This window comes from Streptomyces fulvoviolaceus (genome assembly GCF_000718165.1).
GTDB classification, from domain to species: domain Bacteria; phylum Actinomycetota; class Actinomycetes; order Streptomycetales; family Streptomycetaceae; genus Streptomyces; species Streptomyces fulvoviolaceus.
In genome coordinates, this window is record NZ_JOEY01000004.1 from 115706 (window position 1) to 134554 (window position 18849).

The following is an 18849-nucleotide window of genomic DNA, read 5'->3' on the forward strand; positions in this document are numbered from 1 at the left end:
GACCCCTAGAACTTCGGCGCGTTACGGGACCGCTGCACCCGCGAGGTGCGGCGGTCCCGCGCGTTCCAGCAGGCCTTGTGCCAGTGGCGGCGCTCGTCGACACCCGAGTGGTCGGGCCAGGCCACCACGTGCGGGACGCCGTCCGGGATCATCTGGTCGCAGCCCGGGCAGCGGTACGTCTTGCCCTGGGCGCTTGCCCCCGCCACATGGCGGACGTTCCACTCCTCGCCCCGCCAGCTCTCCGCGGACTGGAAGCCGCCGTAGCGGCCCGAACGGTCGTCCTCGGCACTCCCGCCGGCCGAGCCTGACGAACCAGCTCCCTTGGGTCGGTTGCGACGCGGGGACACAGAACACCTCACGGGGCTATACAGGATGCAGGGGCTGTGTCCAGCCTACGCGGCGCGGACCGGGGTAGGCGTGGGGAACCAACCCCCACAAGTCCCCCTCCGGGGGGACCCATTCTGCAGACAATCCGTAAATCTCTTCGCCAGGCCGTGTCCTCGGCACGTGTCAGACGGTTATGCCCTGTGGGGGAGCTCCGTGTCGGGGCCAAGGAAGCAGGAAAAGCACATGCGCGTAGGAAGTTTCGTGTTGGCGGCCCAGTTCCCGGGGCAGGGCCAGGGGGAGGCGCTGCACCGCGCGGTCCGCTCGGCCGAGGTCGCGGAGGAGGCCGGGCTCGACGCGGTCTGGCTGGCCGAGCACCACTTCGTGCCGTACGGCACCTGTCCGTCGGCGATCACCCTGGCCGCGTTACTGCTGGGACGCACCCGGCGCATCCGGGTCGGCACCGCCGTCAGCGTGCTGCCCACCGTCCACCCCGTCGCCCTCGGCGAACAGGCCGCGCTGCTGCACCTGACGAGCGGCGGCCGCTTCTCGCTGGGTGTGGGACGCGGCGGGCCGTGGGTCGACCTGGAGGTGTTCGGCGCGGGCCTGGAGGCGTACGAGAAGGGGTTCCCGGAATCACTCGATCTGTTGGTGCGGTGGCTGCGCGAACCGTCGGTCGCGGCCTCGGGAGAGCGCTTCTCCTTCCGTGAAGTGCCCGTCGTACCGCGGCCGTCGGAGTCGCTGTCGGAGACCGCGGGACCGGAGGTCGTCCTCGCGTGCACGTCGCCGGCGAGCGTACGGCTGGCCGCCGAGCGCGGGCTGCCGATGCTCCTCGGGATGCACATCGGGGACGAAGAAAAGGCCGAGATGGTGTCCCTGTGGCGCAAGCTCGCGCGTGCGGCGGGGCGTTCATCGGAGGAGGTCCTCGGCGCGGCCCATGTCTCGGCGGGCGTCTGCCAGATCGCGGACCGGCGCACCGACGCCGTGGAGACGCTGGTGAAGGCGATGCCGGGCTGGCTGCGGCAGGGGCTCGGCGCCCATGTCACGGTGGACGGCCGCGAGCGCCCGATGCGCGACCCGCTGGCGTACACCGAACTGCTCTGCGGGCTGCACCCGGTGGGCACTCCGCGGCTGTGCGCCGACCGCCTCGCGGCGACCAGCGAGCGGACCGGCATCTCCCGCTTCGCCCTGCTCGTCGAGGGCTCGGGAGACCTGGCTGCCACCGAGGAGAACGTACGACGGCTGGGTGCCGAAGTGCTCCCGCATCTCGGCTGAAAGTGGAACGTCCCTGTCCGGCACGGAGCTTGCCGCCCCAGTACTGATGCACCTCCCGCGTACGGAGCGGCAAGCAAGCGGCGCGCTGCGTCAGCAGTCCCGGAACTCCGGCGACTGGTTCAGCAGCTGACTGCGGACCGAGGTGAAGCGGGTCAGCGTCTCGTCGACCGTGGTGTCCAACGGGAACACCGCCACGCGGTGGCAGTTCTGGAAGGCCAGCCGCACCCCGAAGTGCCGCTGCAGCGCGCCGCGTATCGCGTCACTCGCAAGCGCACGCAGCAGCTGGCCGCGTGCCTGCTCGTCCGGCGGCGGCGTCTGGTTGTCGGCGAACTGGCCGCCGTCCACCTTCAGCTGAGCCACCAGGGAGCTGATCATCTCCCATGCGTAGGGCAGGGAGGTCCGGACGCAGTCGACGAATTCCGCTTCGTCGACCTCGCCTCGCTCGGCCTTCTCGAGTAGGGCCGGTGAGACGTCGAGCGACATGGGTTCTCCTCTCGCACCCCTGTGGACAACAGGGGTTGCCGGACAGATGAGGGAGTTCGCGATACCGAACACGCTCAGTACACGTCTCGCGACCTCCCGTTTACTACGGTAAGCAACGGACGGTGACGGCACCAGGAGAATGCGTACAAAGAGCGTCCTCAATGGGCCCACAATCGGCCACAACTGAACACGGGTCTTCCGGGCCGAATCGCGTGGACATGCGCCCGTCGAGTAGCGTTGCCGACCATGCGTCTCGTCATTGCCCGGTGTTCCGTCGACTACGCGGGCCGGCTCACCGCCCACCTGCCCTCGGCCCCCCGTCTGATCCTGGTGAAGGCGGACGGCAGCGTCTCGATCCACGCGGACGACCGGGCCTACAAGCCCCTGAACTGGATGTCGCCGCCCTGCACGTTGAAGGAGGGTTCGGGCGATGAAGAGGGCGTCTGGACCGTCATCAACAAGGGCGGCGAGAAGCTGATCATCACGATGGAGGAGATCCTCCACGACTCCTCGCACGAACTCGGCGTGGACCCCGGCCTGATCAAGGACGGCGTGGAAGCACACCTTCAGGAGCTCCTCGCCGACCGCATCGACACCCTCGGCGACGGCTACACCCTCATCCGCCGCGAGTACATGACGGCCATCGGTCCGGTCGACATCCTGTGCCGGGACGCCGAGGGCGGGACCGTCGCGGTCGAGATCAAGCGACGCGGCGAGATCGACGGCGTCGAGCAACTCACGCGCTACCTCGAGCTGTTGAACCGCGACCCCCATCTCGCCCCGGTCCGCGGCGTCTTCGCCGCGCAGGAGATCAAGCCGCAGGCCCGCGTCCTCGCGACCGACCGCGGGATCGGCTGCACGGTCCTCGACTACGACGCCCTGCGGGGCATCGAGGACGACAAGCTGCGGTTGTTCTGACGGTCGCTTCCCTACGGCACAGAAGGGCCCGGTCCATCGGATGGACCGGGCCCTTCTGTGCCGAGCGTCAGATCACCGGCTTCGAGCTGCTCGCCGAGGCGGCGTCGCTGCTCTCCGGGGCGCCGGCGGAGCTGCTGGTCTCCGCCGGGGAGGACGAGACGGGGCCACTGGCCGAGTCGGAAGTGGTCGGCGTCGTGTCCGTCGGAGTGACGGTGGGCGTCTCCGTCGGGGTTTCCGTCGGGGTTTCCGTGGGCGTCTCCGTCGGAGTTTCCGTCGGCGGCTTCGACGTCGACGTCGGCGGCTTCGACGTGGGTGTCCTCGTCGGCGACTTGGTCGGCGAACTCGACGAACTGCCGCCCTGCGTCCCGCTCGGGTCGTCGGACGGCTCCGCCGTGTCCGTCGGGGTCGGGTCGTCGGAGGTGCCGTAGGTCCCGTCGGGGCCCGGGTCGGTGGGACGGCTGGTCGCCGTGCCGGTGTCGCCGTTGCCGTCGTCGTTCTTCGGCACGTCGGCGCCCAGGCTGCCGTCGTCCGCGCCCTGGCTGGCCGACGGGTTGACGCCGACCTGGTCGGACGGGTTGTCGGTGTCGGGGTTGGAGGTGGCGCCGAGCGTCACCACCGTGCCGAGCACGGCCACGAGCAGCGCGCCCGCGCCGGCCGCCACCAGGTTGCGCTTGGCGAGACCCTTGAGGCCGCCCCGGGCCTTGCGTGACGGGGCGGGCGACGGCGACGTGGCCCGGTGGACGACGATGGTCTGCGAGTCACCCACGGGCGGCTGCAGCGGCGGGAAGGCCGCGGGCACCCCTCCCGGCGGCGACGCCGACTCCTCGTACCGGGCGTCGGGCACCTCCTCGCCCGCCATGGCGCCGAGGCGGGCCAGTCCGGGCGCGGTGCCGTCGCGGTCGGAGACCAGGGCGAGGGCACGGCGGCCCGCTACGGTGCCGCGCTTGTCGGCGACCGCACCGCGCAGGCCGACGGAGGACTCCAGCTCGGTGCGGGCCCGGTCGAGCTGGCCGCCGCAGAGCGCGAGGATGCCCAGCTCGTGGTGGAAGTAGGCCTGTTCGGAGACCTCGCCGGAGAGCCGGGAGGCCTCGGCACCGGACCGCAGGGCCCGCTCCCAGGCACCCCAGTGGCCGCCCGCTGCGAACGCGGGAGCCGCCGTGCGGGCCAGCTGCACGGTGGCGCTCTCCTCGCCCTCGCCGGGCGCGGTCGTCGTCGGCGCCAGAATGCCGAGGGCGGCGAGCAGGGCGTCCGCCTCGGCGCACACCCGCTCCGGGGTGACCGAGGGATGTCCGGCCCACCAGCCGTAGTGCTGGGCGGCGGCGAGGGCGCGGGCCTCGACACCGTCGCCGTATCCGGCGGCCTCCAGCTGGGTCAGCACACCGGCGGCGAGCCGGTAACGGGAGCCGACCGGGGAGACGAGCCCGCTGTCGGCGAGTTCACCGAGCGCGGCGTCCGCGTGGGTGTCGCCGACCAGCGCGGGCAGATGGGCCTGGTGCGGCACCTCGCCGCCGAGCGCGACGGCGAACCGCAGGGTGGCGCGCGCCGACTCGCTGAGCCGGGCGGCGAGCAGCGGCGCGGGCGCGGCGGCCTCGCCGAGCGCCGGCAGGGGTACGTCCTCACCCTCGTCGGCGTCGGGACCGAAAGGCGCGTCGAGGGGTGCGTCGAAAGGCGCGTCCACGGGCGGCGCGTCCGCGAACACGCCGAACTCGTCGACGGCGCTCGCGTCGGCCCGGAGCCGGTCGCGCTGCCGCAGCAGGGCGCCGGCCTGGACGAAGCGCAGCGGCAGACCCTCGGACTCGAACCAGAGGTCGCCCGCCCAGTTCGACTCCTCCTCGGTGAGGACCCGGCCGACGGCACGCTCCAGGAGCTCCACGCCGTCGCCTCGGTCCAGGCCGCCGAGGAAGACCTCTTCGAGCGCGGAGTCGGCGGACGGGGCGGGCACGTCGGGCGTGGCCGCGATCAGGAAGGCGCACTCGGGAGTCGCGTCGAGGAGCTCGTCGAGGGCGGCACCGCCGAACTCGATGTCGTCGAGGACGACGACCGCACCGATCTCCCGGACGTGGGTGAGCAGCTGGTCCCGGTCGGGGCGGTACAGGGGCGAGTTGTAGACGGCGTAGAAGAGGTCGTAGAGCAGGTCGCTCGCCGTGCGGTGGAAGCCGGTGAGGCGGACCACGCCGTCGGGGGCGAGGTCCGCGCAGTCCTCGGCGACGAGGTCGAGGAGGCTGGTGCGGCCGGTGCCGGCCGCACCGGTGAGGCGTACGGAACGGCCGCGGGCGAGCAGCCGTACGAGACGCTCGCGCTCGTCCTGGCGGGCCAGGAGCGGCAGCGCGCGCCGGGTCGGTCCGGGCGGGACGGGCGGCTTGGCCGCGCGGTCCACCTCGGCACGCTCGGCCGCGCCGAACTTCTCGGGCCGGGCCGGTCGCTCGCCCGGCGGGCAGGCCTCTATCTCGCTGCCGTCGACGGGATTGACGGTGAGCAGGAAGTCGCCGGCGACGAGCTGCACCGTGCGGGCCAGCGCCGGCGCGTGCTGGCCGAAGTCGGGTGTGAGGGGGTCCCTGGGCGGGCGCTGACGGGGCGTACTGCCGTCCCCGTCATGGCCGTACTCCTCGGGTCCCCGGTTGTTCGGGTCCATAGGTTTCAAGCCCCCCAAAAGCGTCTCGTGTGCCGATTGCGGCCCCTCCCGGCCTGTTGCACACCGCGCTGTCGCTTCTGGTCCGGGCCCGCTGGAAGGGAATTAGGCAGCGGGCGACCGAACCCTAAACCTTCGCACAGTATCTACGACAGCCCGGGGTACCGCGCCGTTCGAGACGTCACAGTCTCGTGAGGATTGCGCGCGTCGTGCGTTGCGTGGACGCCTGCCGAGGTCTCCCCCGAAACACGTGACACTTCCGGCGGAAGTGTCACACTCGGGGCAGTGACTCCACCCCGATACCACCCTCGATCGCCAGGATCCGGTGCAGCCGGGTGGCGACCAACAGGCGCTGCATCTGCGGCGGTACGCGACGCAGCACCAGGCGTCGGCCGCAGCGGCCGGCACGTCGGTGCGCCCCCATGATCACCCCGAGTCCGGTGGCGTCCCAGGAGTCCAGCTCGGACAGATCGAGCACCAGGTCGCCGACTCCGTCGTCGACGGCCGAGTGCAGGACCGTACGGGCGTCCGCCGCGCTGCGGACGTCGAGGCGGCCCCCGACGACCAGCTCGGCGTGGTCGCCCCTGATGTACATATGCGCTCCCCGAGAGTGCGTGTCGTACTCCACGAATGTGATGTCCGGTGATGCCACCTCTGACTGCGTTGAGCGGTCATAGGTTGCCGTCCGTAAGCGAACCGATACCGAATTCACCCCCCGGTGTGATGCGCGAGGGGTCTGTGCGGTTTCAGTGCTTGTAGAAGCCCTGCCCGCTCTTGCGCCCGATGTCACCGGCATCCACCATCCGGCGCATCAGCTCAGGCGGCGCGAACTTCTCGTCCTGGGTCTCGGTGTAGATGTTGCCGGTGGCGTGCAGCAGGATGTCGACGCCCGTCAGGTCCGCCGTCGCAAGGGGTCCCATGGCGTGACCGAAGCCCAGCTTGCAGGCGAGGTCGATGTCCTCGGCGGTCGCGACTCCCGACTCGTACAGCTTGGTCGCCTCGACCACGAGGGCGGAGATGAGACGGGTGGTCACGAACCCGGCCACATCCCTGTTCACGACGATGCAGGTCTTGCCGACGGACTCGGCGAACTCCCGCGCGGTGGCGAGGGCTTCGTCGCTCGTCTTGTAGCCGCGGACCAGTTCGACGAGTTGCATCATCGGCACCGGCGAGAAGAAGTGCACACCGACGACCCGTTCGGGGTGCTCGGTGGCCGCCGCGATCTTGGTGATCGGGATGGCGGAGGTGTTGGAGGCGAGCACGGCGTCCGGACGCACGATCTTGTCGAGCGCACGGAAGATCTCGTGCTTGACCTCGAGCTTCTCGAAGACGGCCTCGACGACGATGTCCGCGTCCGCGGCGGCGTCCAGGTCGGTGGTCGCGGTGATCCGGCCGAGGGCGGCGTCGGCGTCGTGCGCCTCCAGCTTGCCCTTGCTCACGAACTTGTCGTACGACGCCTTGATGCCGTCGGTGCCACGCTTGAGTGCCTCGTCCGTGACGTCCCTGAGGACGACGTCCCAGCCCGCCTGCGCGGAGACCTGGGCGATACCGGAACCCATCAAGCCGGCGCCAATGACGGCAAGCTTCCGTGCCACTGTTGCGACTCCCCTTTGCAACGCCTTACACCCTGTTTACGTGCCTCTCCGGCGGACCCTAGCGCTCGTGAGGGGCTGTGTGACCGGTAAGTAATGCGCGTCACGTCTCATCTGACGGACATCACACCGGCATGGGTCATCAGTGGTCTCGTACGGCGTAGTTGAGGACCTTTTCGCTCAACAGCTCCTCGATGTCACCGAGAAGCACGAGCACCTCTCGTGACACTTCGTCCGGATTGTGCCCGGCGATCATCTCACGGCCGACGGTGACGAAACCCGTCTGGTGGACCCGGCAGACCTGACCGGCGATCAGGCCGGGGAGCGGGTCGTGGGAGCGGGTCGCCCGGAGTCACGCCGGTCTCCTCGCGCGGGGTGGCTGCGAGCTGGTCGCGGCTCTCCTGGCCCCGGACGCCTCCCCGATGGCCTCCGTCACAAAGCCGTGCAGCGCACTCATCCACTGCCGCCACCTGCACCAGTCCCGTCCGCGCCCGCTTCGCGCCGCTGTTCGGTGTGCCGGCGCCCGGGCTGCTGCTCCAACTCGGACCGTTCGGGGCGCTGTTCGCGGGTTTCCTGGTCATCGTCGAGAAGGGGCAGGGGGCGATCGAGCGGATGCGGGTCTGTCGTACGCGCCGGCGATGAAGGTCCGCGATGACCCTGGACGCGCTCTCCCACTTCATGCCGTTCCGCTATCCGGTGGACGCGATGCGGGACGCGTACGTCGGCTCGTACGCGACGGATCACCTGCTGTACGGCGTCCTCGTGGCCGTCGCCTTCGCGGGACTCGCCGTGACAGTGGGCACACGCGTGTTCCGGACGGCCGGAGCGTAACTACGCTGGCCATATGGTCAATCTGACGCGCATCTACACCAGGACCGGCGACCAGGGCACCACCGCCCTCGGCGACATGAGCCGGGTCGCCAAGACCGATCTGCGGATCTCCGCGTACGCGGACGCCAACGAGGCGAACGCGGTGATCGGCACGGCGATCGCGCTGGGCGGCCTGGAGGAGGAGATCGTCAAGGTCCTCACCCGCGTCCAGAACGACCTGTTCGACGTGGGCGCGGACCTGTCGACGCCGGTGGTGGAGAACCCGGAGTTCCCGCCGCTGCGGGTCGAGCAGTTCTACGTCGACAAGCTGGAGGCGGACTGCGACCACTTCAACGAGCAGCTGGAGAAGCTCCGCTCCTTCATCCTCCCGGGCGGCACCCCGGGCGCGGCCCTGCTCCACCAGGCCTGCACGGTCGTACGACGGGCCGAGCGCTCGACGTGGGCCGCGCTGGAGGTGCACGGCGAGGCGATGAACCCTCTCACCGCGACCTACCTCAACCGGCTGTCGGACCTGCTGTTCATCCTGGCGCGGACGGCCAACAAGGACGTGGGCGACGTGCTGTGGGTGCCGGGCGGGGAACGCTAGGAAGGCTCCTTCAGTACGCCGTCGGCAGTCAACCGCAGACTCCCCTGCAGGGCCTGGTCGCATGCCGCCCGCGCCATCCGCAGCGTCACGGTGCCGGAGGTGGCCAGCTTCGCGGTGCCCTGCCGGGTGGTGAGGCTCAGGCGGACCTGCGTCCGCCGTTCGTCGAAGTCCTCCGGCAGCCGCACCGACACCCGCCCGGTGCCGCCGTACACGAGCGGCTCCCCGCTGTCGCAGTGGGACGCCACGCACATCCGGTACATGTCCGTCTCGCCGTACGGCAGCTCGTCCGCCTCCCAGGTCACGGAGACCTGGGAGGCGAGGTCGAGCAGCGGGCACGTCCTGGTGTCGCTGCCGCAGGCGGTCAGCCACCAGAGCGCCAGGCCTGCCGCGCCGGTGGTCAGGAGCGGTCGGCTCCGCACGTCGTGTTCCTCCCCGGGTCAATCCCCGAGCCGAAGATCACCCGGGAGGAGGATTATGCGGGACGGCGTACGCCGGCGGCTTCTTCGGCCAGATCAGATACGTCAGCGCGATCAGCCCGTGGATGCCGGCGGCCCGCAGCGCCGCCCACTGGAAGGACCTCAGCGACGACACGTCGCCACTGTCGCCGACGTACCAGACCGCGGCCTGCAGCAGCGTGCAGGCCACGGCCGCGGCCAGCAGCGTACGCAGCCACAGGCGGCCCTCGTGGCGGGCCCGGGCGAGGCCGAAGCGCGGGGGCTTCGGCGGGGACGGGCCGCCGGCCAGGCGGTGGGCGGCGTGGCCGTCCAGCCAACGGATCGTGTAGTGGCCGTAGGCGACGGTGAAACCGATGTAGAGCGCCGCGAGGCCGTGCTCCCAGCTCGGTTCGGCACCGTTCTTCAGGTCGATGGCGGTCACCACGAACAGGACCAGCTCCAGGACCGGCTCGCACAGCAGCAGGACCACGCTCGTGCGACGCCACTTCAGCAGGTAGCGGACGCCCAGGCCCAGCGCCAGCAGCACCCAGAAGCCCACCTCACAGGCGATGATCAACGCGACGATCACGGCTCGCTCCCTTCGGTCACCCTTCCAGGCTCCCGTCGGGATCCGCCCCGCTCGTCGTCGGCGGTGACGAAGTCGCGGTACATCGAAAGATGCAGTCCAGGACCCTTCCCCGGGGGCAGGCGGCCGGGACGCGGGCCGTGTTGGATGGAGCGCATGGCCGTAGCGCTCCCCCGTCCGCATCGTTTCGACGTGTACGTCGCCGTCGGTGGGCTGCTCGGCGGTCTGCTGCTGGTGGGCATCGGGCTGGGCGTGCGGACGTCCGGGGACCCGGTCACGCTCCTCGACGGCCCTTGGCCGGTCCTGGTGCCGTTGTGCGTGATGGCCGGTTGCGAGCTGCTGCGCCGGACCGCGCCGCGCACCGCCCTGCTGACCGGCACGGTCGCGATCACCGCGGACACGCTGACCCAGGGCAACGTGGCCACGGTGCTGATGTTCACCGACCTCGTGTACGCCGCCGTCCTGTACGGCCCGCCCGCCTCCGCCCGCCGTATCCCCTGGATCACCGGGCTGCTCACGGTGGCCGGGATGCTGGTGCCGTTCGCGGTGTGGCGCGACCCGGAGACCCTGCTGATCGGCGTGGTCATCGGCGTCGTCGCGTTCGGGCCCGCGGCCACCGGCTGGATCGTCCGCGACCACCGGGACGCGGCCGTCGCCGCCCGCCTGCGCGCCGAGCAGACGGCGCTCCTCGCCGAGATGGACCGCACCCAGGCGGTCACCGCCGAGCGGGCGCGCATGGCGCGGGAACTGCACGACATGGTCGCCAACCATCTGTCGGCGATCGCCATCCACTCCACGGCCGCGCTCTCCATCGACGACCCGGGCACCTCCAAGGAGGCCCTGTCCGTCATCCGGGAGAACAGCGTGGCCGGCCTGACGGAGATGAGGCGGCTCATCGGCATCCTGCGGGACGCCGGCAGCGACACCGCACCGGCGGCCGCACCCACCCTGGACGGCCTGGCCTCGCTCGTCGAAGGCGCCCGCGCCAACGGCCTCGACATCCGCCTCGACGCCGACCACGGCAGCGTCCCCGCCCCCGTCGAACTCGCCGCCTACCGCATCGTCCAGGAGTCCCTCACCAACGCCCTCAAGCACGCCTGCCCGGGCCGGGTCACCGTCGCCCTCGGCCGCCGTGACGGCGTGCTCGACGTCCGGGTGAGCAGCCCGTACGGCCACCGGGACGGCCCGCGTGCCCCGGGTTCCGGAGCCGGACTGGTCGGCATGCGGGAGCGGGCCGCGCTGCTGGGCGGCACCTTCACCGCCGGTCCCGACGGCGCGCTGTGGGCCGTACGCGCCACCCTTCCCCTCACCGAAGGAGACCCGGAATGATCCGTGTTCTCGTCGCCGAGGACCAGTCCGCCGTCCGCGCCGGGCTCGTCCTCATCCTGCGCAGCGCACCCGACATCGAGGTGGTCGGCGAGGCGGCGGACGGCGAGCAGGCGGTGGCGCTGGCGCGGGAGCTGAGGCCCGATCTCGTCCTGATGGACATTCAGATGCCGCGGGTGGACGGGGTGTCGGCGACCCGGCAGGTCGTCGAGGAGCGCCTGGCCGACGTGCTCGTGCTGACGACCTTCGACCTCGACGAGTACGTGTTCGGGGCGTTGCGGGCCGGTGCTGCCGGGTTCCTGCTGAAGAACACGGAGGCGAAGGACCTGCTGGAGGCCGTGCGGACGGTCGCGCGCGGGGAGGGGCTGATCGCTCCGGCCGTCACCCGCCGCCTGATCGCCGAGTTCGCCGCGAGGCCCGTCCGGGGTACGACCGTCGATCCCGCCGTCCTCGACACCCTCACCCGGCGGGAGCGCGAGGTGCTGTCCTGCCTCGGCGAAGGCCTGTCCAACGCCGGCATCGCGGCCCGCCTCGACATGGCCGAGGCCACCGTGAAGACGCACGTCAGCCGACTGCTGGGGAAGCTCGAACTGCGCAGCCGGGTACAAGCAGCCGTGCTGGCACAGGAGTTGGGCGTCTGAGCCGCACGTCGACAAGTGGTCCAGACCTATTGACCGATGGTCCAGACCTTCCTATCCTCGCGGCACCGTGGGTGTGAAGGCTCAGTCACGCCCCCAACCCCCGACGAGGAGGCGCACCATGCGCTTCAGACACAGAGCCGTGGCCGGATTCGCGACCCTGTTGCTCCCGCTGGCCGCGCTGGTCGGCCTCGCGAGCCCCGCCCAGGCCGCCACGTCCGCCACCGCCGCCTACGCCAAGACCCAGGACTGGGGCACCGGCTTCGAAGGCAAGTGGACGGTCACCAACACCGGTACCACCAGCCTCAGTTCCTGGACGGTCGAGTGGGACTTCCCCTCCGGAACGTCCGTCACCTCCGCCTGGGACGCCGACGTCACGTCCTCCGGCACCCACTGGACCGCCAAGAACAAGTCCTGGAACGGCACCCTCGCCCCCGGCGCCTCCGTCTCCTTCGGCTTCAACGGCACCGGATCCGGCTCCCCCTCCAACTGTCTCCTCAACGGCGGCAGTTGTGACGGCGGCACGGTCCCCGGCGACAGCGCGCCAAGCGCCCCCGGCACCCCCACCGCCTCCGACATCACCGACACCTCGGCCAAGCTGACCTGGAGCGCGGCCACCGACGACAACGGCATCAAGAACTACGACGTCCTGCGCGACGGCACCAAGGTCGCGACGGTGACGACGACGTCGTACACGGACACCGGTCTCACCGCCGGCACGGACTACTCGTACACCGTCCAGGCCCGCGACACCGCCGACCAGACGGGCCCGGTCAGCGGCGCGGTCGCCGTGCACACCACGGGCGGCACCACCGACCCGCCCCCGTCCGGCGACAAGGTCAAGCTCGGCTACTTCACCGAGTGGGGCGTCTACGGCCGCAACTACCACGTCAAGAACCTGGTGACCTCGGGCTCCGCGTCCAAGATCACGCACATCAACTACGCGTTCGGCAACGTCAAGGACGGCAAGTGCACCGTCGACGACACCTACGCCGCCTATGACAAGGCCTACACCGCCGACCAGTCGGTGTCCGGCACGGCTGACACCTGGGACCAGCCGCTGCGCGGCAACTTCAACCAGCTGCGCCAGCTGAAGGCCAAGTACCCGAACATCAAGGTGCTGTACTCCTTCGGCGGCTGGACCTACTCCGGCGGCTTCACCCAGGCCGCGGCCAACCCCGCCGCCTTCGCCGCCTCCTGCAAGGCGGTCGTCGAGGACCCGCGCTGGGCGGACGTCTTCGACGGCATCGACATCGACTGGGAGTACCCGAACGCCTGCGGCCTGACCTGCGACACCAGCGGGGCCGCGGCCTTCAGGACCCTGATGTCGGCGCTGCGTTCGGAGTTCGGGAGCAGCTACCTCGTCACCGCGGCCATCACCGCCGACGGCTCCTCCGGCGGCAAGCTCGACGCTGCCGACTACGGTGGCGCCTCGGCCTCTGTCGACTGGTACAACGTGATGACGTACGACTACTTCGGCGCTTTCGACGCGGACGGCCCGACCGCCCCGCACTCACCACTCACGTCGTACTCCGGCATCCCGACCGCCGGCTTCAACGCGGCCGACGCGATCGCCAAACTGAAGACGAAGGGCGTCGCCTCCACCAAGCTCCTGCTCGGCATCGGCTTCTACGGCCGCGGCTGGACCGGCGTCACCCAGGCCGCCCCCGGCGGCTCGGCGACCGGCGCGGCCCCCGGCACCTACGAGGCGGGCATCGAGGACTACAAGGTGCTCAAGACGTCCTGCCCGGCCACCGGCACGATCGCGGGCACGGCGTACGCCTACTGCGGCAACAACTGGTGGTCCTACGACACCCCGGCCACGATCGCCGGAAAGATGACGTGGGCCGAGAACCAGGGCCTGGGCGGCGCGTTCTTCTGGGAGTTCAGCGGTGACACCAGCGACGGCGAACTGGTGAGCGCGATCAACAGCGGACTGAGCTGACGCCGCGCACGCACTGCGAAGCCGCCGTGGGCAGACCTTCGGGCCGGTCCGCGGCGGCTTGCGTGTGCCCCGCGCGCCCCGGCGCACGCCACCCAGGGTTCTTCGGCCAGCCACGGCCGATCGATCGGCCACGTCCAAAGTCGGACCCGGACCCGGCACGGTCGGCGCCAGCCAGGACGACGGTCAACACCCGGTGTGTCAGGCGACGTTGACGCGCTGACCGGGCGGGGCCGCCTCCAGCCAGGCGAGGAAACCGGTCAGCGCGTCTTCGCTCATGGCGAGTTCGAGTCGCGTGCCCCGGTGCAGACAGGTGAGGATGATCGCGTCGGACAGGAGCGCCAGCTCCTCCTCGCCCTCGGGAAGACGGCGGCCGGCGACCTCGATCGCGGCGCGCTCCAGGACGCGGCGCGGACGGTAGGCGTAGGAGAAGACGCGGTACCACTCGACGCGGTCGCCGTTGTAGCGGGCGACGCCGTAGCTCCAGCCCTTGCCGCTGGTGTCCGTTTTCTCCGGCACGTCCCAGCGCAGGGAACAGTCGAAGGTGCCGCCGGAGCGCTGGATGAGTCTGCGGCGCAGGCCGAAGACGAACAGCCCCAGCACCACCAGGGCCACGACCAATCCGCACACAGTCAGAGCGAGGACCATCGACACCGACCTCCTCGTTCTCCTCGGTTACGGATTTCTCGGTAACGGAATGGAAAAAACACCCGTATCTGCCTCAGCCGCGGCTGGTACCGGATCGCTCCGGTTCCAGCCGCGGCTGAGTGACGTCATCGCACAGCGAGCTGATTCAGCTCGCCGTCGCCGCACGCAGTCGTACGTCCGCGCGGCGCTCGGCGGAGGCGTCGCCCTCCGCCTTCGCGCGCTCGAGCTCGCGCTCAGCGCGCTGGACGTCGATCTCGTCCGACAGCTCGGCGATCTCGGCCAGCAGCGACAGCTTGTTGTCCGCGAACGAGATGAAACCGCCGTGCACCGCGGCGATGACGGTTCCACCATCACTCGTACGGATGGTCACCGGGCCCGACTCCAGCACACCGAGCAGCGGCTGGTGACCGGGCATGACGCCGATGTCGCCGGACGTGGTGCGCGCGACGACAAGGGTGGCCTCGCCGGACCAGACCTCTCGGTCGGCCGCGACCAGCGCGACGTGCAGCTCAGCAGCCAAGGTGGCTCCTCGGGTCACCACCCGGCGGTTCTGCCGGGTGTTGGTTACAAGTCTAGTAGGCGTGAAAGAGGGGGCGGGACGCACCCGCCCCCTCAGTCGAACTCAGGGAGTTCAGGAGACGCCGAGCTCCTTGGCGTTGGCCTTGAGGTCCTCAATGCCACCGCAGAGGAAGAACGCCTGCTCCGGGAAGTGGTCGTAGTCGCCGTCGATGATCGCGTTGAACGCGGTGATCGACTCGTCCAGCGGTACGTCCGACCCGTCGACGCCGGTGAACTGCTTGGCGACGTGGGTGTTCTGGGACAGGAAGCGCTCCACGCGGCGGGCACGCTGGACGACCAGCTTGTCCTCCTCGCCGAGCTCGTCGATGCCGAGGATGGCGATGATGTCCTGGAGGTCCTTGTACTTCTGCAGGACACCCTTGACACGCATGGCGGTGTTGTAGTGGTCCGCCGTGATGTAGCGCGGGTCCAGGATGCGGGACGTGGAGTCCAGCGGGTCCACGGCCGGGTAGATGCCCTTCTCGGAGATCGGACGGGACAGAACCGTCGTCGCGTCGAGGTGGGCGAACGTGGTGGCCGGGGCCGGGTCGGTCAGGTCGTCCGCGGGGACGTAGATCGCCTGCATCGAGGTGATCGAGTGACCACGGGTCGAGGTGATGCGCTCCTGGAGGAGACCCATCTCGTCGGCCAGGTTCGGCTGGTAGCCCACCGCGGAGGGCATCCGGCCGAGCAGGGTCGAGACCTCGGAACCGGCCTGCGTGAAGCGGAAGATGTTGTCGATGAAGAACAGCACGTCCTGCTTCTGCACATCGCGGAAGTACTCCGCCATGGTCAGACCAGCGAGGGCCACGCGCAGACGGGTGCCCGGGGGCTCGTCCATCTGACCGAAGACCAGGGCGGTCTTGTCGATGACGCCCGAGTCGGCCATCTCCTCGATGAGGTCGTTGCCCTCACGGGTGCGCTCGCCGACACCGGCGAACACGGAGACACCGTCGTGGTTGTTGGCGACGCGGTAGATCATCTCCTGGATGAGCACCGTCTTGCCGACGCCGGCACCGCCGAACAGGCCGATCTTTCCACCCTTGACGTACGGGGTGAGAAGGTCGATGACCTTGACGCCGGTCTCGAACATCTCGGTCTTCGACTCGAGCTCGTCGAAGCGCGGGGCCTTGCGGTGGATGGACCAGCGCTCGCCCGAGTACTTCTCGTCGGAGTTCAGCACCTCACCGAGGGTGTTGAACACCTTGCCCTTGGTGAAGTCACCGACGGGCACGGTGATACCGGAGCCCGTGTCGGTCACCGCGGCCTGGCGGACCAGACCGTCGGTGGGCTGCATCGAGATCGTGCGGACCAGGCCGTCACCCAGGTGCTGGGCGACCTCAAGGGTCAGCGTCTTCTTCTCGCCGTCCTTCGCCGGGTCGGCGATCTCGACGTGAAGGGCGTTGTAGATCTCCGGCATGGCGTCGACGGGGAATTCCACGTCGACGACCGGGCCGATGACCCGGGCGACGCGGCCCGTGGCAACGGCCGTCTCAACTGTCGTCGTCATTACCTGTCACTCCCCGCGGTCGCGTCGGCCAGGGCTGCGGAGCCACCGACGATCTCGCTGATTTCCTGGGTGATTTCGGCCTGGCGGGCCGCGTTGGCAAGTCGGGAGAGGCTGGTGATCAGGTCTCCCGCGTTGTCGGTGGCCGACTTCATCGCGCGCCGCGTGGCGGCGTGCTTGGAGGCGGCCGACTGGAGAAGCGCGTTGTAGATACGGCTCTCCACGTAGCGCGGCAGCAGGGCGTCGAGGACGTCCTCCGCCGAGGGCTCGAAGTCGTACAGCGGAAGGATCTCGCCCTGGGGGGCGGCCTCCTTCGCCACGTCTTCGAGGCTGAGCGGCAGCAGACGGTCGTCCAGCGCCGTCTGCGTCATCATCGAGACGAATTCGGTGAAGACGATGTGGAGCTCGTCCACCCCGCCCTCGGCCGTGTCCTTCTCGATGGCCTCGATCAGCGGAGCCGCGACCTTCTTGGCGTCCGCGTACGAGGGCTGGTCGGTGAAGCCCGACCACGACTCCACGACCGTGCGCTCGCGGAAGTTGTAGTGGGCCAGACCGCGGCGGCCGACGATGTACGTGTCGACCTGCTTGCCCTCGGCCTCAAGACGCTCGGTCAGCCGCTCCGCCACCTTGATGGCGTTGGAGTTGAAGGCACCGGCAAGACCACGGTCGCTGCTCAGGAGCAGCACAGCGGACCGCACGACCGTCTCGGCCTGCGTGGTCAGCGGGTGCTTCGTGTTCGAGCCGATACCGACCGCCGTGACCGCACGCGTCAGTTCCTGCGCGTACGGCGTGGAGGCCGCCACCTTGCGCTGCGCCTTGACGACGCGCGAGGCGGCGATCATCTCCATCGCCTTGGTGATCTTCTTGGTCGCGGTGACGGATCGGATGCGACGCTTGTAGACCCGGAGCTGGGCTCCCATGAGTCAGGTCCCTTCCGTGGTCACTTGGCCGTGGCGGCCGGCGCGTCTTCGCCGAGAAGCTTGCCGTCCGAGGTCTCGAACTGCTTCTTGAAGTCCGCGATGCCGTCGGCGATGGCGGTGAGCGTGTCGTCCGACATCTTGCCGCCCTCCTTGATGGAGGTCATGAGGCCCTGCTCCTTGCGGTGCAGGTACTCCAGGAGCTCCTTCTCGAAGCGGCGGATGTCGTTGACCGGAACGTCGTCCATCTTGCCGGTGGTACCGGCCCAGACGGAGACGACCTGGTCCTCGGTCGGCATCGGCTGGTACTGAGCCTGCTTGAGCAGCTCGACCAGTCGCTGACCGCGCTCCAGCTGCGCCTTCGACGCGGCGTCCAGGTCGGAACCGAAGGCGGCGAACGCCTCCAGCTCACGGTACTGGGCGAGGTCCAGGCGGAGACGGCCGGCAACCTGCTTCATCGCCTTGTGCTGCGCGGAACCACCGACTCGGGAGACGGAGATACCGACGTTCAGCGCGGGGCGCTGACCGGCGTTGAACAGGTCCGACTCCAGGAAGCACTGGCCGTCGGTGATGGAGATGACGTTGGTCGGGATGAACGCCGAGACGTCGTTGGCCTTGGTCTCGACGATCGGCAGACCGGTCATCGAGCCGGCACCCAGCTCGTCGGAGAGCTTCGCGCAGCGCTCCAGCAGACGGGAGTGCAGGTAGAAGACGTCACCCGGGTAGGCCTCACGGCCCGGCGGGCGGCGCAGCAGCAGGGACACGGCGCGGTAGGCGTCGGCCTGCTTCGAGAGGTCGTCGAAGATGATGAGGACGTGCTTGCCCTCGTACATCCACTGCTGACCGATGGCCGAACCGGTGTACGGCGCCAGGTACTTGAAGCCGGCCGGGTCGGACGCCGGGGCGGCGACGATGGTCGTGTACTCCAGCGCGCCGGCCTCTTCCAGGGCGCCACGCACGGAGGCGATGGTCGAGCCCTTCTGGCCGATGGCGACGTAGACGCAGCGGACCTGCTTCTTCGGGTCGCCGGAGCGCCAGTTGTCGCGCTGGTTGATGATCGTGTCGACGGCCAGGGCGGTCTTGCCGGTCTGGCGGTCACCGATGATCAGCTGACGCTGGCCACGGCCGACCGGGGTCATCGCGTCGACGGCCTTGTAGCCGGTCTCCATCGGCTCGTGCACCGACTTACGGGCCATGACGCCCGGAGCCTGCAGCTCAAGGGCACGACGACCGCTGGTCTCGATCTCGCCGAGGCCGTCGATCGGGGCGCCGAGCGGGTCGACGACGCGGCCGAGGTAGCCCTCGCCGACAGCCACGGAGAGGACCTCACCGGTACGGGAGACCGGCTGACCCTCCTCGATGCCGCTGAACTCACCGAGGACGATGGCGCCGATCTCGCGCTCTTCCAGGTTGAGCGCGAGGCCGAGGGTGCCGTCCTCGAACTTCAGCAGTTCGTTGGCCATGGCCGAGGGAAGACCCTCGACCTTCGCGATGCCGTCGCCGGCAAGGGTGACCGTGCCGACCTCCTCGCGCGAGGCCGCGTCCGGCTTGTACGACTGGACGAAGTTCTCCAGCGCGTCCCGGATCTCCTCCGGCCGGATCGTGAGCTCCGCCATCTGGGTTCCCTGCTCTCCTTGTTGGGCCCGAAGTTTCAC

Annotated in this window: 19 protein-coding genes and 1 pseudogene; 8 read left to right on the forward strand and 12 right to left on the reverse strand. The window is 69.9% G+C overall.

Annotated features, from left to right (window positions below; all coding sequences use genetic code 11):
* Positions 1 to 5: 5 nt before the first annotated feature.
* Entirely contained in the window at positions 6 to 347 is a 342-nt protein-coding gene (locus tag IG08_RS0105535) for a hypothetical protein (protein WP_030596924.1), read from the reverse strand.
* Between the two features lie 223 nt (positions 348 to 570).
* On the opposite strand from IG08_RS0105535, the gene IG08_RS0105540 reads away from it, so the two are divergent.
* The gene (locus tag IG08_RS0105540; RefSeq protein WP_030596926.1) at positions 571 to 1599 is read left to right on the forward strand and encodes an LLM class flavin-dependent oxidoreductase; all 1029 of its coding nucleotides are present in this window, start codon (positions 571 to 573) and stop codon (positions 1597 to 1599) included.
* A gap of 90 nt (positions 1600 to 1689) precedes the next feature.
* Here IG08_RS0105540 and IG08_RS0105545 read toward each other — a convergent pair whose 3' ends face one another.
* Positions 1690 to 2082 carry an SCO5389 family protein gene (locus IG08_RS0105545; RefSeq protein WP_030596928.1) on the reverse strand — a complete coding sequence of 131 codons (393 nt, stop codon included), beginning with the start codon at positions 2080 to 2082 and terminating at the stop codon, positions 1690 to 1692.
* Positions 2083 to 2328: 246 nt separating this feature from the next.
* On the opposite strand from IG08_RS0105545, the gene nucS reads away from it, so the two are divergent.
* Positions 2329 to 3000 (forward strand): endonuclease NucS, encoded by a 672-nt coding sequence (gene nucS / locus IG08_RS0105550; RefSeq protein WP_030596930.1) that lies wholly within the window; start codon positions 2329 to 2331, stop codon positions 2998 to 3000.
* 67 nt (positions 3001 to 3067) lie between these two features.
* Here nucS and IG08_RS0105555 read toward each other — a convergent pair whose 3' ends face one another.
* The 3 genes from IG08_RS0105555 to IG08_RS0105565 all read right to left on the reverse strand — a co-directional run bounded on the left by IG08_RS0105555 (position 3068) and on the right by IG08_RS0105565 (position 7224).
* Entirely contained in the window at positions 3068 to 5632 is a 2565-nt protein-coding gene (locus IG08_RS0105555; protein ID WP_030596932.1) for an ATP-binding protein, read from the reverse strand.
* 268 nt (positions 5633 to 5900) lie between these two features.
* Positions 5901 to 6224: an STAS domain-containing protein gene (locus IG08_RS0105560; RefSeq protein WP_030596935.1), complete on the reverse strand. Its 324-nt coding sequence runs from the start codon at positions 6222 to 6224 to the stop codon at positions 5901 to 5903.
* Positions 6225 to 6375: 151 nt separating this feature from the next.
* Entirely contained in the window at positions 6376 to 7224 is an 849-nt protein-coding gene (locus IG08_RS0105565) for a 3-hydroxyacyl-CoA dehydrogenase family protein (RefSeq protein WP_030596937.1), read from the reverse strand.
* Positions 7225 to 7734: 510 nt separating this feature from the next.
* Here IG08_RS0105565 and IG08_RS62955 point away from each other — a divergent pair.
* The 3 genes and pseudogenes from IG08_RS62955 to IG08_RS0105580 all read left to right on the forward strand — a co-directional run bounded on the left by IG08_RS62955 (position 7735) and on the right by IG08_RS0105580 (position 8638).
* Positions 7735 to 7863: a hypothetical protein gene (locus IG08_RS62955; RefSeq protein WP_420823279.1), complete on the forward strand. Its 129-nt coding sequence runs from the start codon at positions 7735 to 7737 to the stop codon at positions 7861 to 7863.
* A 15-nt stretch (positions 7864 to 7878) separates the two neighbouring features.
* Positions 7879 to 8052, forward strand: a pseudogene (locus IG08_RS62960) (ABC transporter permease); the annotation flags it as partial.
* Positions 8053 to 8065: 13 nt separating this feature from the next.
* Positions 8066 to 8638 (forward strand): cob(I)yrinic acid a,c-diamide adenosyltransferase, encoded by a 573-nt coding sequence (locus IG08_RS0105580; RefSeq protein WP_030596941.1) that lies wholly within the window; start codon positions 8066 to 8068, stop codon positions 8636 to 8638.
* On the opposite strand, the gene IG08_RS0105585 is transcribed toward IG08_RS0105580, so the two are convergent.
* The gene (locus tag IG08_RS0105585; protein ID WP_052424492.1) at positions 8635 to 9057 is read right to left on the reverse strand and encodes a hypothetical protein; all 423 of its coding nucleotides are present in this window, start codon (positions 9055 to 9057) and stop codon (positions 8635 to 8637) included. The two genes, IG08_RS0105580 and IG08_RS0105585, sit on opposite strands and share 4 nt — an antisense overlap.
* A gap of 37 nt (positions 9058 to 9094) precedes the next feature.
* Positions 9095 to 9661 (reverse strand): hypothetical protein, encoded by a 567-nt coding sequence (locus tag IG08_RS0105590; RefSeq protein WP_030596945.1) that lies wholly within the window; start codon positions 9659 to 9661, stop codon positions 9095 to 9097.
* Between the two features lie 153 nt (positions 9662 to 9814).
* Here IG08_RS0105590 and IG08_RS0105595 point away from each other — a divergent pair, with 153 nt between their 5' ends.
* The 3 genes from IG08_RS0105595 to IG08_RS0105605 all read left to right on the forward strand — a co-directional run bounded on the left by IG08_RS0105595 (position 9815) and on the right by IG08_RS0105605 (position 13567).
* On the forward strand, positions 9815 to 10987 hold the full coding sequence (locus tag IG08_RS0105595) for a sensor histidine kinase (protein WP_030596946.1): 1173 nt from the start codon (positions 9815 to 9817) through the stop codon (positions 10985 to 10987).
* Complete coding sequence (locus tag IG08_RS0105600) at positions 10984 to 11625, forward strand: response regulator (protein WP_030596947.1); 642 nt, start codon at positions 10984 to 10986, stop codon at positions 11623 to 11625. The genes IG08_RS0105595 and IG08_RS0105600 overlap by 4 nt, the downstream gene beginning before the upstream one ends.
* 118 nt (positions 11626 to 11743) lie before the next feature.
* Entirely contained in the window at positions 11744 to 13567 is a 1824-nt protein-coding gene (locus IG08_RS0105605) for a glycoside hydrolase family 18 chitinase (RefSeq protein WP_030596948.1), read from the forward strand.
* Positions 13568 to 13765: 198 nt separating this feature from the next.
* Here IG08_RS0105605 and IG08_RS0105610 read toward each other — a convergent pair whose 3' ends face one another.
* The 5 genes from IG08_RS0105610 to atpA all read right to left on the reverse strand — a co-directional run bounded on the left by IG08_RS0105610 (position 13766) and on the right by atpA (position 18810).
* Entirely contained in the window at positions 13766 to 14212 is a 447-nt protein-coding gene (locus IG08_RS0105610) for a DUF2550 domain-containing protein (RefSeq protein ID WP_030596950.1), read from the reverse strand.
* A gap of 145 nt (positions 14213 to 14357) precedes the next feature.
* Positions 14358 to 14732, reverse strand: a complete 375-nt coding sequence (locus IG08_RS0105615) for a F0F1 ATP synthase subunit epsilon (protein WP_030596952.1) — start codon at positions 14730 to 14732, stop codon at positions 14358 to 14360.
* A 111-nt stretch (positions 14733 to 14843) separates the two neighbouring features.
* Entirely contained in the window at positions 14844 to 16280 is a 1437-nt protein-coding gene (gene atpD, locus IG08_RS0105620) for a F0F1 ATP synthase subunit beta (RefSeq protein WP_030596953.1), read from the reverse strand.
* The gene (locus IG08_RS0105625) at positions 16280 to 17197 is read right to left on the reverse strand and encodes a F0F1 ATP synthase subunit gamma (RefSeq protein WP_030596954.1); all 918 of its coding nucleotides are present in this window, start codon (positions 17195 to 17197) and stop codon (positions 16280 to 16282) included. The genes atpD and IG08_RS0105625 overlap by 1 nt, the downstream gene beginning before the upstream one ends.
* A gap of 20 nt (positions 17198 to 17217) precedes the next feature.
* The gene (gene atpA / locus IG08_RS0105630; RefSeq protein ID WP_030596955.1) at positions 17218 to 18810 is read right to left on the reverse strand and encodes a F0F1 ATP synthase subunit alpha; all 1593 of its coding nucleotides are present in this window, start codon (positions 18808 to 18810) and stop codon (positions 17218 to 17220) included.
* Positions 18811 to 18849: the final 39 nt, after the last annotated feature.

Coding starts and splice junctions, on each gene's coding strand:
- IG08_RS0105540 (WP_030596926.1), top strand. CDS start 571: ATGCGCGTAGGAAGTTTCGTGTTGGCGGCCCAGTTCCCGGGGCAGGGC.
- IG08_RS0105545 (WP_030596928.1), bottom strand. CDS start 2,082: ATGTCGCTCGACGTCTCACCGGCCCTACTCGAGAAGGCCGAGCGAGGC.
- nucS (WP_030596930.1), top strand. CDS start 2,329: ATGCGTCTCGTCATTGCCCGGTGTTCCGTCGACTACGCGGGCCGGCTC.
- IG08_RS0105555 (WP_030596932.1), bottom strand. CDS start 5,632: ATGGACCCGAACAACCGGGGACCCGAGGAGTACGGCCATGACGGGGAC.
- IG08_RS0105560 (WP_030596935.1), bottom strand. CDS start 6,224: ATGTACATCAGGGGCGACCACGCCGAGCTGGTCGTCGGGGGCCGCCTC.
- IG08_RS0105580 (WP_030596941.1), top strand. CDS start 8,066: ATGGTCAATCTGACGCGCATCTACACCAGGACCGGCGACCAGGGCACC.
- IG08_RS0105595 (WP_030596946.1), top strand. CDS start 9,815: ATGGCCGTAGCGCTCCCCCGTCCGCATCGTTTCGACGTGTACGTCGCC.
- IG08_RS0105600 (WP_030596947.1), top strand. CDS start 10,984: ATGATCCGTGTTCTCGTCGCCGAGGACCAGTCCGCCGTCCGCGCCGGG.
- IG08_RS0105605 (WP_030596948.1), top strand. CDS start 11,744: ATGCGCTTCAGACACAGAGCCGTGGCCGGATTCGCGACCCTGTTGCTC.
- IG08_RS0105610 (WP_030596950.1), bottom strand. CDS start 14,212: ATGGTCCTCGCTCTGACTGTGTGCGGATTGGTCGTGGCCCTGGTGGTG.
- atpD (WP_030596953.1), bottom strand. CDS start 16,280: ATGACGACGACAGTTGAGACGGCCGTTGCCACGGGCCGCGTCGCCCGG.
- IG08_RS0105625 (WP_030596954.1), bottom strand. CDS start 17,197: ATGGGAGCCCAGCTCCGGGTCTACAAGCGTCGCATCCGATCCGTCACC.
- atpA (WP_030596955.1), bottom strand. CDS start 18,810: ATGGCGGAGCTCACGATCCGGCCGGAGGAGATCCGGGACGCGCTGGAG.